13 protein-coding genes are annotated in these 11,073 nt (G+C 62.0%); 5 read left to right on the forward strand and 8 right to left on the reverse strand.

Translation table 11 applies throughout. The features are described 5' to 3' along the window. Window positions 1–157: 157 nt before the first annotated feature. Together ACY69P_RS08870 and ACY69P_RS08875 are read right to left on the reverse strand one after the other, a co-directional pair. The gene (locus tag ACY69P_RS08870; protein ID WP_459898547.1) at window positions 158–922 is read right to left on the reverse strand and encodes a hypothetical protein; all 765 of its coding nucleotides are present in this window, start codon (window positions 920–922) and stop codon (window positions 158–160) included. A 114-nt stretch (window positions 923–1,036) separates the two neighbouring features. Continuing rightward, window positions 1,037–2,233: a diguanylate cyclase gene (locus ACY69P_RS08875; protein WP_462327211.1), complete on the reverse strand. Its 1,197-nt coding sequence runs from the start codon at window positions 2,231–2,233 to the stop codon at window positions 1,037–1,039. 436 nt (window positions 2,234–2,669) lie between these two features. On the opposite strand from ACY69P_RS08875, the gene ACY69P_RS08880 reads away from it, so the two are divergent. Further along, window positions 2,670–2,852, forward strand: a complete 183-nt coding sequence (locus ACY69P_RS08880; RefSeq protein WP_459898551.1) for a hypothetical protein — start codon at window positions 2,670–2,672, stop codon at window positions 2,850–2,852. Window positions 2,853–2,910: 58 nt separating this feature from the next. Here ACY69P_RS08880 and ACY69P_RS08885 read toward each other — a convergent pair whose 3' ends face one another. Continuing rightward, on the reverse strand, window positions 2,911–3,402 hold the full coding sequence (locus tag ACY69P_RS08885) for a hypothetical protein (RefSeq protein WP_462327212.1): 492 nt from the start codon (window positions 3,400–3,402) through the stop codon (window positions 2,911–2,913). An 839-nt stretch (window positions 3,403–4,241) separates the two neighbouring features. On the opposite strand from ACY69P_RS08885, the gene ACY69P_RS08890 reads away from it, so the two are divergent. After that, entirely contained in the window at window positions 4,242–4,922 is a 681-nt protein-coding gene (locus ACY69P_RS08890; RefSeq protein WP_462327213.1) for a hypothetical protein, read from the forward strand. Between the two features lie 203 nt (window positions 4,923–5,125). Here ACY69P_RS08890 and ACY69P_RS08895 read toward each other — a convergent pair whose 3' ends face one another. Both ACY69P_RS08895 and ACY69P_RS08900 read right to left on the reverse strand, forming a co-directional pair. Then, window positions 5,126–5,665, reverse strand: a complete 540-nt coding sequence (locus ACY69P_RS08895; RefSeq protein ID WP_462327214.1) for a rhodanese-like domain-containing protein — start codon at window positions 5,663–5,665, stop codon at window positions 5,126–5,128. Further along, a complete protein-coding gene (locus ACY69P_RS08900; protein ID WP_462327215.1) occupies window positions 5,665–6,192 on the reverse strand; it encodes a DoxX family protein in 528 nt (175 codons plus the stop codon). The genes ACY69P_RS08895 and ACY69P_RS08900 overlap by 1 nt, the downstream gene beginning before the upstream one ends. Window positions 6,193–6,700: 508 nt before the next feature. Here ACY69P_RS08900 and ACY69P_RS08905 point away from each other — a divergent pair. Beyond that, entirely contained in the window at window positions 6,701–7,024 is a 324-nt protein-coding gene (locus ACY69P_RS08905; protein ID WP_404844144.1) for a hypothetical protein, read from the forward strand. A 381-nt stretch (window positions 7,025–7,405) separates the two neighbouring features. Here ACY69P_RS08905 and ACY69P_RS08910 read toward each other — a convergent pair whose 3' ends face one another. Then, a complete protein-coding gene (locus tag ACY69P_RS08910) occupies window positions 7,406–8,248 on the reverse strand; it encodes a hypothetical protein (RefSeq protein WP_462327216.1) in 843 nt (280 codons plus the stop codon). Window positions 8,249–8,443: 195 nt separating this feature from the next. Here ACY69P_RS08910 and ACY69P_RS08915 point away from each other — a divergent pair, with 195 nt between their 5' ends. Both ACY69P_RS08915 and ACY69P_RS08920 read left to right on the forward strand, forming a co-directional pair. Continuing rightward, the gene (locus ACY69P_RS08915) at window positions 8,444–8,848 is read left to right on the forward strand and encodes a bacteriohemerythrin (protein ID WP_462327217.1); all 405 of its coding nucleotides are present in this window, start codon (window positions 8,444–8,446) and stop codon (window positions 8,846–8,848) included. A 92-nt stretch (window positions 8,849–8,940) separates the two neighbouring features. Continuing rightward, window positions 8,941–9,858: a hypothetical protein gene (locus ACY69P_RS08920; RefSeq protein ID WP_459898564.1), complete on the forward strand. Its 918-nt coding sequence runs from the start codon at window positions 8,941–8,943 to the stop codon at window positions 9,856–9,858. Window positions 9,859–9,869: 11 nt separating this feature from the next. Here the strand turns inward: ACY69P_RS08920 and ACY69P_RS08925 are convergent, their stop codons facing one another. Beyond that, complete coding sequence (locus ACY69P_RS08925) at window positions 9,870–10,025, reverse strand: hypothetical protein (protein ID WP_459898566.1); 156 nt, start codon at window positions 10,023–10,025, stop codon at window positions 9,870–9,872. Window positions 10,026–10,288: 263 nt separating this feature from the next. Further along, a partial coding sequence (locus tag ACY69P_RS08930) for a putative bifunctional diguanylate cyclase/phosphodiesterase (protein WP_462327218.1) occupies window positions 10,289–11,073 on the reverse strand: 785 nt, incomplete at its 5' end.

The following is an 11,073-nucleotide window of genomic DNA, read 5'->3' on the forward strand; positions in this document are numbered from 1 at the left end:
GGATACTCGTTCTTTCGGCATAGTCGAGAACGCCGTGCGGGGCAAGCTGCTTTGGAAAGTATTGCGTATGGATATGTAACTGTATGGCGCTGGGGCGCAAACAACAACGGGCGGAGCATGGCTCCGCCCGTGAGTAATGGTGCAGAAATTGTGTTGGCTAGACCGCTATGTCCAGCAGTGCGCCCGTCTGGAGGAGACCGGTCTGGTCCTGCCCCATTTCGCCCATGATGTTGCCTGCAAACATGGAGAATGACTGCCCGGCGTCGGCGCCAAAGCGCTCGGCGATGAGGGTGGTGGTCTTTTGCAGGGCGCTGCGCAGGGACGAGGGGGACAGCTTTTGATCCAGCGTCTCGCGCATGATGGTGGCGACGTCGCCCGCGGTATCCCTGCCGTAGGTGTCCATCACATGGGACATCACGTCGGGAATGGCCTGCGCGACGGGGTTCTTTTGCCCTGCGGCGTAGAACTTTTCCAGTGAGCCGTTGTCGAAAAAGTCGTTGATGGCGGCGTTGAGCTCACCATTGAATTGGCTCATGAGCGAGTCGCCCGCGGCCATGCCGTGGTTGCGGTCCACCATGCGCAAAACATCCAGCAGGCCCTTGCTGAGGGTCTCCTCGTCCGTATCTCCGGAGGCGTCAATGCGCCGTGCGACAAGCACCATGGCCGCGGCCTGTGCTTCTTCGCCAAAGTTTTCGCGGATGAACTTCATGGAGTTGTCCAGCGCCTTGGCAAGGGCGCTGCGTGTGGAGGAATCCTGCTCGCTTTCACGCGGGGCGAGGTTCAATACGAGATTTTCGCCGAAGGAGCGGGTGGTCTGTTCCTGCCGATGCGAGCGCGAGGTGGGAGAAACGGTCCGCACCGTGGAATCGGGCGAGAAGGGCAGTATGGGCTGTGCGGCGTATGTGACGTTGGCGATATCCATGATGACTCCTTGCCGTGATGTTGGCTGAAAGTCGTATCGGCTTTTTGTGGCAGAACATTAGACCCGCGGCGCAAAAAGGGCGGCGCTGCTGGGCGCAGGTGGGGGCGGGCGTGGCTAAGCTGTGGCGTTGGTTTGGCGCAGCAGCGTGTGTAGGTAGCTGGTATAGCAGTTCATAACGCCGGGAGGATTATCCCGCAGCTGCATGCCGATGAGGTGCGTCTGCCCGCTTCGCTCATTGGTTGTGCTCCAGACGGCGGTGGCCCTCAGTGTGGGTTCAAAGGGCAGGGCTTTGTCGATGATGGAGACGCGAAGGGGCGTGCCTGGAGATATGCCGTTGCCGTTGGTGACACAGGCGATGCCGCCTTCGCTGATGTCGCGGGTGCGGGCGTAGAGTTGGGGGTGTCCGTTTTGTTGGTCGGAGCAGAGCAGGTCCAGCGCGAGGAAGTGGCGCTCATGGGCGCGCATATCCTCGGCGCGGGTGCTGACGCGGTTGCGGCCCGAGCGCTTGGCCCGGTACAGGGCGCGGTCCGCCGCGGCGACAATGCTGCGCGGCGAGGTGCCGCAGGCAGGGAAGCCCGCCGCACCAATGCTGATGGTGACGATGGACAGGTCCGGCACCAGCAGGGAAAAATTTGTGCGCTCCACGGCGGTGCGGAAGCGCTCGCCCACGGCGTAGACGTTGTCCGGCCCGGTGCCGGGGAGGATGATGGCGAATTCCTCGCCGCCGTAGCGGGCCGCCCGGTCCATGCCGCGCGCCGTGCGCGTCAGGGTGGCGGCGATGGTCTGCAGGACAAGGTCGCCAGTTTGATGCCCGAAGTGGTCGTTAACGCGTTTAAAGTGATCAATGTCCACCATCAGCAGGGAAAAAGGCGTCCCCGCGCGGCGCGAGCGCTCAATCTCGCGCTCCAGCTCAAGGTTGAAGGCGCGGCGGTTGTACAGCCCTGTCAGGTCGTCGATGTGGGCAAGGCGTTCGCACTGCTCAAGGATGTGCGCCTCAATGGCGACCGGAGATTGCAGGCGTGGGTGCAAACGGGTGAAATAATCGGCCACCGTGGCGAAAATGCTGATGTCCTGTTCGCCAAGTTCGCGCATCCGCTGTTGATGGCGCAGAACGCCGAGCCAGTGCTCGCGGGCTTCGTCAGGGGGCAGGGAAATATGGGAAAGGAAGTAAATGGCGCGGCTGAAAATATCCGGGCTGTAGACGGCTTCCATCGCTTCGATGAATGCATGGAGGGACTCGCCCGGATCGGGCGATGTTGCCAAAAACTCAGGGAGTGTCGCCAGCGGCGATCCGCGTTGCCAATGTCCCATAAGGGCCTCCTGCGGTACTGGTGCGCGCTACAATGGCGCACGGTCCTTGGGATGCTCAAGCCTACGATAGTGGTGTCATCACGTCAATGCTGGCGCAGAAGTTAGGGTGCTAACTTTTCGTGTGGCCTTGAGAGTGCTTGGCGCAGGACGCCACGCGGCGCAAAAGGGAGGGGCGCGGCGTGGTGCAACATCTTGGATTTGTGCACTTTTGCGTTGCGGGGGGATGTGCTATCGTCCGGTGGACGACTCTTCATGCCGACGGTGTGTTCTGGAGAGGGGAGCGTGGGTACAGCCTGCGCTTTGGGAGGGCCATGCGGGGAGTGCCTGCGGCGCAAGGCGAAAAGGGCAGTAATGTCTGCGCGTGCTTTTGAGCGTTCTTCCATCACCTGCGGCGGGGGAGTCCGCCAACCCAGCCAAAATTGAGGGAGGGTAAGCCATGATGCTTCCACAGGATGAAGCGCGGACAAAATATTGCCCGCACCTGAAGGCGGAGGACGGGAAAATCCCCCTCTGTCAGGGCGTACAGTGTATGATGTGGCGCTTTCGCTATGCCGACAAGAACGGCGAGCATGATGAAGGCTACTGCGGGCTGGCTGGAAAACCCGCCGGGGCGCGGTAGCGCGCCCAAGCGGTGCTGTGGCGCCAGAGGGGCCACAGAGGCCAGCGCAGGCTGGCGGCTATTTGTCTGCGAGGCCGCGGGTGCTCCACGGGTGGGTGAATATCCAGTCGCCGCAGAGCAGGTTGCAGGGCGGCGCCGTTTCACCCGTGATGCGGTCGGCCGGGTTGAGGGCGGCGGCGTCCTCCGGGCTGACGGCAACGGCGCGTGCGGCGCAGCCGAGGCCGTAGGGCGGAAGGAGAGTGGACAAATCCGGGTCCGAGGCGTCGATATATTTGCCGCTGAGGGCGGCGCAGAAGTCGCAGGTGTTCGGCGTGTCCTGCACCTCGATGCGCAGGGCCGCGATGTCGCCGGACGGGACGGGGTCCTGCACGCGGGCGATGAGGCTGAGGGCTTCTGCCCTGCGGGCTTCATACCACTGCAAAAAGGCGTCGATGTCGGCGGGGTCGGCTTCATATTCCTCAAACATGCACCAGATGACCTGTCCGCTCAGGCGGCGGATGAGTGGGTGGCAGTCCACCAGTGCCGGGGGGAAATTCTGTGGATTGGACATGCCGCCCATGTACGGAAAAAGCGGCCGAAACGCAAGGCAATCCGGGCCTTGCGACCGCTACGGGGCGGGACGCGGCATGCAGGACCAACGCAAGGCGGCGTAAAAGGGGCAGAGCACTGCCGGAGAACAGGGCCAGAGTGGGGTACGGATGGCGCAGGAGTATGCATGTTGCGCCAAAAAGCGTTTCGTCACGCGCGTTTTGTGGTATAAAGGAAAATTTTGTACGATTTTGGTTGACTTTTACGCCCCGCCGCACGACTATGGAGTCAATGGAAAAAAGTTCTTTGAAAGATCAGCGATCCATTACCGCTTAAGAGGTTTTCTACTTCTTACGACTCCGGTCCGGCAACGCGAGCCGGGATGGGAATCCACCCACGCGCGGGGAGGTTCCGCCGGAGAGAATGAACAGGAAAAAAGCCCGTTCCCTGCTGGCCTGTGCCGCACAACGGGATTTTTTTGAAACACGCTTTTCGCGGGCGGCACCTGTTAAGCGGCAAGCGCATGCCGGGATGAATGACGCCAACGCGGAAGACCCTTCCGCGAAACGCGGCGCGAGTTTCGCGCCAGTATGGCCAGAATGTTTCGGTTGGCGTGTTAGTGTGCAACACTGAAGCGAACCTCAAACCAGTGTGTTGAGGCCGTGGATTTGGGCAACGACGGAAACCATTCCCTACTCCCCCCGATGGCTGTGAGGACAGTCGCCGGGGGGATTTGTTTTTTCTGCGGTGCGTGACGCAGGCCGGGGGCGCTGGTATGCTTGTACAAAGGCGTCCGGCGCACGGGGACAGCGTTGATGCAGGTCCGTAAGCCGTAGAGTGTTGGACGCAGGAGGACGGGCAATGCTTGGGAGCGTCTGGTGGCGGAAGTGGGCGGCACGCCGGAAAGGGGGGCACGCGGTTTTTGCGTGTGATGACGCCCTTGCGCGTGTGGCCGACTGCGTCATGGATGCCTGCGAATACGTTGTCGCCCTTGGCGGCGAGGCCCCGGCTAATGCCCTGCACCTTGCCGCCCGCGCGCAGGACCGGGAGTGCCTTGCCTGCGAACATGAAAGCGACCGCTACCACACCGCGCTGAATCTGGGCGCGGCCAGTAAGAATTTCTATCTCTACAACCTGACCCCTGCCGAATTTCTGCGGCATATCGACACGGAAAAACCCTACCTGTATTCCCGCGACGCTCTTGTTGTGCTGGATGTATCCGGTGGCGGGGCACGGCGCGACGTTCTTGCCGAGATAGAGCACATTTGTGGGCGCTTTGAAGGGGCGTTTGTGCTGCTGGTGGGGTGCCGGGTTCCGGGGGGAACGGGCTTTACCGCCACCCGCGTGGATGGGCACGACTTTTCCCTGCGTGACGCCCGGGTGTGGCGGCTGCTGGAGGGCGGCACCATTTTCTATCCGCGCTACAGAATAACGGGGCGACGGCGCGGCGCTGTCCCCGGCTGGGCGCTGGCGACCCTTGGGCGCAACGCGCTCTACACCTTCCCGGACGCCATCATGCGCGACCTGCGGCGGGTGGAGTAGGGGGGGACGACGTTTGTGGCCCGTGCAGTGCTGTGGATGATGGGCTGGCGGGGGACGCGGGGCTTTTGAGGTGCAGAATAGAGATTTCCCGGCACGGCGCACGGCGATGGAGAGCAGCAACGCGGCGCACAAGCCGGAAAAACGCAGCGCGGCGTCCTGCCGAAGCAGGGCGCCGCGCTGTGTTGTGGGGAAAGGGCAGGACGTTATTTGACGGAGTCAACAGGCAGGTCCGCGCCCTTCCATGCAAAGATGCCGCCGGGGTGACGGTAGACGTTGGTGTAGCCGAGGCGCTTTGCCCACATTGCGCCGTTGTGGCTGCGGGTACATTTCACGAAGCCGCAGTACACCACGATGGTCCGGTCCTTGTCGGGGCCAAGCAGGGCGGTGAAGTCGTCCACGGTTTTGCCGCCGGTTTCGGCGGTGTCCCACTCGTCCATTTCCGGGATGGGGAACAGGAACTGCTCCGCGCCGGGGATGTGGTTTTTGGCGTAGCTGGCCTCATAGGGCATGGTGTCGATGACGAGCATGTCCGGGTCGGCCTTCATGCGTTCGGCCAGTTCCTGCGTGGTGATGATGTCGTATCCGCCACGCTGCACTTCACGCACGAGCTTAACCGCGCTCTGCTCGGTTTCCACTTCCTTTTCAAATTTGTTGGTGCCGAAGAAGGCGGAAGCGTTGGCAGTCAGGCCAAGGACAAAAACAGCAGTGAGGACGAGGGTGGTCAGTGAGCCGTGGTGGCGCATCAGGAGGTTCCCCTTGTTGAAGGTCTGCGGAAAAAGACAAGCGCCGACAACGGGCGCAAAACCGCCCCGTTGGCCCGGCGCCACCAGTACGCGTAGGCAATAAGTCCCATGAACATGACATCGCGCGCAAAGGCCCAGCGCATCCCGCTGAAGAAGGATGGCTCCGTGGGCGCGGTGCTAAAGCAGCCGCAGGCGATATCAAGGCCAATGGCGATACCCCGGGCAAGGAAAACGAGAAAGATGGCGTTCATGATGGTGATGGCCCCAAGGCTGCCGCGGATGTCCGCAATCAGCCCGATGCCTGCGCCTACTTCCACAAAGGGCAGCACGTGCGCCGTGAGCTCGGACAGGGCCGTGGGCAAAATGCCGTAGCTGTCGATGGAGGCGGCAAAGGCCGGGATGTCCAGCATTTTGGTCAGCCCGGCAAAGATGAAAAGCCCCCCCAAAAGCACGCGCACACCACAATAGACGATGCGCGCATCACGAATGCGCCGCACCGTGCGGGCGGATAGTTCCTTTTTTCTCAATGTGTTGTCCTTGCTTTTCCGGATAGGGCGTAAGCCCTATTGTGATAGTTACGTTGGACGGGGCGGCGCGACCAATTGTTTGTTTGTATGCGTTGCCGCCTGGGCTATAGCGTGGAGTAATAGGACCTTGGCAAAAAATTGTCGGCGGGATGTCATTTCCGCTTGACAACGATTTCACTTTGATTGACTGTTCAACCAGTTCAAATATGCACAAAGTCCGACGCTAACGAGTTACGCCCCTGCCTGTCGCCACACTGTGGCACCGCCTTATCGCTGCGCTGGGTCTCCAGAATGCGGCATTAAATCGTAAATTTCTTTACACTTTCGCGTTCATGGGCGGGCAAGGTCTGCAAGCCTGCTGCGGCAGCTTGCAAAGAGGGGAGTGCTTGCGCAAGCCGTTTATGCTTGCGCAGCGTCGTCCATACACTGTTCGGAGTAGAGCACCATGACACTTTTGTACGACAGATCAAGAGGCAGGATATGCTGCCGCTGGAAAGAGCCGGCAGTCATGCGCTTTCAGGGCCGGGAGGTCGTTATCGACCGCCAGAAGCGCACGTCCGTGCGTGTGTCCGAGTTGGGCACCATCAATAAGCGCGACATGGCCGCCATGCGCCGATATGGCCGCAGCCGTGTGGTTTCCCTGTTCCACAAGGCGCTGCTGCGCTATGGCGTGTTTACCAAGAATTACACCCCGGAGCCGTGCCAGGTTTGCGGCGAAACACAGGGCGTGCGCGCCTGTTTCGACCCGGAAACCCACCGCCTTGCGTGGATGTGCCCCAAGCACGCCACCGCCATGAGCGAAGAGCGGCAGGATACGGCGCAGGCCGTGTAGCTGCCCTGTGACGCGATGCAACAAAAGCCCTCCGCACTGAGCGGGGGGCTTTTTTTGCGCCTCCCCTCCCGTGCTGGCCCGAGTGAGGGCGGGAGCATGAGGCGGAATGCCGTTTGGAGCGCCGTCCGTGACTGGAGAGGCATGGGGGCTGAATCCGGCGCTGGCGGCCTGATGTCCGGGGCGTCATGCGGGCGTTTTGTGCATACCACGCACCGTGCATGAACGCCGTGTTGCATGGCCGTGTGGGGGGCGGGTGTGGGCGAACAGGCTGGTATCGCTTGTGAAAATTATAAAAAGAGGCTGGGCGCTGTGCGCGTGGCCGGGCAAAGCTGGGGAGGGCGTGCCGCGATGGTGTAGAGCGCGTGCCGCGGCGAACAGGGCTTAGTCTGCGACTTCGCGGTGCACCTGTTCCGTGGTGCGTATGGATTTATCAAGGTCGATGCCGCTGCGCTCATCCGTCCCGCGCATACGGCGCGCGGCGCGGGTTTTGTTGTCGATGTCACGGTTGAGGATAAGGGCGGCCTTGTGGGCGAGGGCGGCGGCTAGCAGGTTCATGGGCGCGAGCAGAAACAGCACCTCTGGTTCACCCAGCAGCAGTCCGGCCATGCATCCGGTGCTGACAAGCAGGAGCGCGGAGCCAACGCCAATGGCCCCAATGTAGAGGTGCCCCAGCCCGCCAAGGGCGAGGGACATGACAAAGGCGGCCTGCGCGTTCTTCTTGCGCCGGGTTTTGCGCAGGCTGTCCGAGGCCATGCGCGCCAGATAGTCCCGTTTCAGCTGTGCGGCGTCGTCCCGCTTCTCGCCTTCCTTTCCCTGCCTCTCTGCGCCAAGGAGGTTCCCCGGACGCGCCACCTTGTCCCATGATGATCGTCCCGTGACGATAACACGCCCCGGGTCCACCGGTTTGGGGGGCCAGTCGCTGGGCGTCTGTGGCATGTCGAAGAACAGCGGCTCCAGCGTGGCGGGGCCGGGCGGGGAATTGTCGTGCGCCTGTGCGCCGTTGTCGCCCGCAGGGGCATGGGCCAAAGCGTCCGGGAGCGGCGGCGTTGCCGGGGATGTGGCAGGCGGCGCCGGCGGGGGGGTGCCCGCGCGCCGCGAGAGGGCTTCCGATGCGCTTTGCGTCAACCGGGTGAGCGTGCGCAGAAAGTCCTCGCGGTCGATGTCGCCGCGGCTGAGGGCTTCCTCAAGTTGCCGGATGCGTTCGGACAGGGCCGTGTCGGTCACGTGCTGCTCCGAAGTGGTGCGTGCGTGGTGAAGACTCCATATATTGTTATGCCTGAGAGGCGGGGCAGGAGCAAGACGGCGCAGCGCGTTTGGGGAAGGAGAATCATGGCCTTGCCCTTGCCTGCGGCAGTGGGTACTCTTCGCGCCAAGGTGCGCCGCGTTCACGGCGCGCGTTTAACCATACGGGGTTACGGAATGAAAAGCATTGAATGGACGGAAGACCTGCGCGTGAACATTGGCGAGATTGACGCGCAGCATCAGCGCATTATCACCATGATACAGACGCTGGACGCCGCATGGCGCCGGGGGGACCGCTCCGTCCTGCTCGATGTGCTGCGTGAACTGGTGGACTACACGCGGGAGCACTTTGCCGCAGAGGAAAAGTACATGGACCGGTTTCTCTACGACGGGTATGATGCCCATGTGGAGCAGCACATGGAGTGTAGCCTGAAGGCTACCGAATTCTATGGCGAATATCTGGGCGGCAATGAAGATTTGATGGAGGAGGTGCTGGAGTATTTGACCCAGTGGTTCCTAAATCATATCTCCGGCACGGATAAGAAGCTGGGCGCGTATCTGAACGGGCAGGGCGTGCGGTAGCTCGCCTTGCGTCCTGTGCGGGGCTCCGCGCATCATACAAGCACCATCACCAAGGACCGGCAGACAGCGTGACAACGCACGACGGAAACAGCATGGAGACAGACACACAGACCGAGGCCCGACAAAGCGCCATAACGCGGGGCCTGACGTATTTTTTTGAGACCGTAGCCCACGGGTTCGACTCCGTGCATGCCTTCTGGGAAGGGGAGATGACCTCGCGCCGGCTGGCGACGGCCATCGTTGTGGTGTTTTTGGGTTCGCTGGCAGCTATTGAGATGAACCGATGGGGGCTTCTCCCCGCGTCCCTCGCCCGTGTGGTGCCGACAAATCATTTTTATGCGGTGAACATGGCCTTTACCCTGCTGCTGCTTCAGGAGGTGATGCAGCTCGTGCTCACCCTGCCCCGGTCCTTTTCGCGGGCGGTGGGCAAGCAGTTTGAGATATTGGCCCTCATCCTTCTGCGCAGTTGCTTTAAGGAGCTCGTCAACATCCACGAGCCGTTGGTCTTTCCGCAGGATATGACCCCGCTGCTCCGCATCTTGTCCGATGGCATGGGCGCGCTGGTGGTGTTTGTGCTGCTGACGGTGTTTATCCGGGTAGGCAAGGTGCGCAAGGTGCACCACGACGGGGCGGGACTCTACGCCTTTGTGTTGACCAAGAAGGCGCTGTCGCTTTTGCTGCTGGCCCTTTTTGCGGTGCTTGGCGCCTACAACCTGTGGCTTGGTGTGTCCGGCGCGGAGATGTTCGACTTCTTCACGGTGTTCTACACCGTGCTTATCTTTAGCGATATTTTCATTGTGCTCATGGCCCAGCGGCATTTGCCGGGCTTTGTGGCCATGTTCCGCAACTCCGGGCTGGCGCTGAGCACGGTGTTTATCCGCCTCGCGCTGGTTGCGCCGCCATACTACAACGCCGCCATGGGCGTGGCGTCCGCGCTGTTCGCCATTATGATATCGCTGGCGTACAACTACTATATGACCGGGCGGCTCATCGCCAAAAGGCGGCGCTGACGGGACGGGATTTAGACTTTACGGTCCGTTGACTGGCCGGAAGGAGCGTGACGCTTCCTTTCGGCCTTTTTCATGGCGTCGCGAAAGTCGCTTTTCGCGCGGCGGTGGGCTTGTACCAAGAAGTAGATGGCGCCTCCGGCGGCAAGAAGGGCAAGCAGCCAACTCATGCGTCCTCCGTGTCGGAAGGGGGAAGGGAAGTGTGGCCCTCCCCGTGTACGTTGTCCTCACCGCCGGTTTCGCCGGAGGGGGGATTTTCGCAGACGTCATCCTTCCAGCGGTCGATGTCGTCGCGGTATTCCGCGAGGGGCAGGGCGCATCCGCAAGCCTTGCAGACAACCGTGGCGCGTGCTCAGCGTCCCTCAATGGCGGCGGGGCCGCCGCAGATGTGACAGGCAAGGCGAATGTCGTCCATGCTGGCTCCTGTGGCGGGCTAGGGCCCGCAGTGTGGGGCTGGTCCCTGCGGGGCTGGCTGGGCGCGGAGCCAGTCGCGGAATGCGGCTTCCGGCAAGGGCTTGGCGTAATAGTAGCCCTGCGCCGTAACGCAGCCGAGGGAGCGCAGAAAGTCCAGCTGCGCCTCATTCTCTACGCCTTCGGCCACCACGGTCAGTTCCATGCTTTTGGCCATGGCCTGAATGGTGCTGGTGATGGCCGCGCTCTTTTTGTCGTTCTCCACGTTGCGGATAAAGGCTTGGTCAATCTTGAGGGTGTCCAGCGTGAATTCCGTCAGGTACGACAGCGACGAATACCCTGTGCCGAAGTCGTCCACGGCGATGGTGACGCCAAGGCGCTTGAGGCTTTTGAGCGTTTCGGAAACGCGTACCACGTCCTGCACCAGCAGGGCTTCGGTGATTTCCAGCTCAATGAAGCGCGGGGCAAGGCTGTGCTCCTTCAGGCAGCGCTCCACCATGGCCACGATGTTACTCTCAAGGAACTGGCGCGGGGAGAGGTTGACGGCAATGCGCAGGTCCTCGTGCCCGGCGGCGTGCAGGCGGCTGCATGCGGCGCAGGCTTCGCGCAGCACCCATTCTCCAACAGGCACGATAAGGTCGCCCTTTTCCAAAATGGGGATGAACCGGATGGGGGAGACAAGCCCCCAGTCGGGGTGGTTCCAGCGGATGAGGGCTTCTGCCCCGGTGACGTGCCCGGAGTCGATGTCCACCTTGGGCTGGTAGTACAGCTCAAGCTCGACGCCGGCGTGGTCGGCGCGCAGGCCGT

The sequence above is a fragment of the Desulfobaculum sp. genome, from assembly GCF_054921475.1.

Excerpts from the sequence above, each read along its gene's own strand:
- ACY69P_RS08870 (WP_459898547.1), bottom strand. The coding sequence starts at position 922 with ATGGATATCGCCAACGTCACATACGCCGCACAGCCCATACTGCCCTTC.
- ACY69P_RS08875 (WP_462327211.1), bottom strand. The coding sequence starts at position 2,233 with ATGGGACATTGGCAACGCGGATCGCCGCTGGCGACACTCCCTGAGTTT.
- ACY69P_RS08880 (WP_459898551.1), top strand. The coding sequence starts at position 2,670 with ATGATGCTTCCACAGGATGAAGCGCGGACAAAATATTGCCCGCACCTG.
- ACY69P_RS08885 (WP_462327212.1), bottom strand. The coding sequence starts at position 3,402 with ATGTCCAATCCACAGAATTTCCCCCCGGCACTGGTGGACTGCCACCCA.
- ACY69P_RS08890 (WP_462327213.1), top strand. The coding sequence starts at position 4,242 with ATGCTTGGGAGCGTCTGGTGGCGGAAGTGGGCGGCACGCCGGAAAGGG.
- ACY69P_RS08895 (WP_462327214.1), bottom strand. The coding sequence starts at position 5,665 with ATGCGCCACCACGGCTCACTGACCACCCTCGTCCTCACTGCTGTTTTT.
- ACY69P_RS08905 (WP_404844144.1), top strand. The coding sequence starts at position 6,701 with ATGCGCTTTCAGGGCCGGGAGGTCGTTATCGACCGCCAGAAGCGCACG.
- ACY69P_RS08915 (WP_462327217.1), top strand. The coding sequence starts at position 8,444 with ATGAAAAGCATTGAATGGACGGAAGACCTGCGCGTGAACATTGGCGAG.
- ACY69P_RS08920 (WP_459898564.1), top strand. The coding sequence starts at position 8,941 with ATGGAGACAGACACACAGACCGAGGCCCGACAAAGCGCCATAACGCGG.
- ACY69P_RS08925 (WP_459898566.1), bottom strand. The coding sequence starts at position 10,025 with ATGAGTTGGCTGCTTGCCCTTCTTGCCGCCGGAGGCGCCATCTACTTC.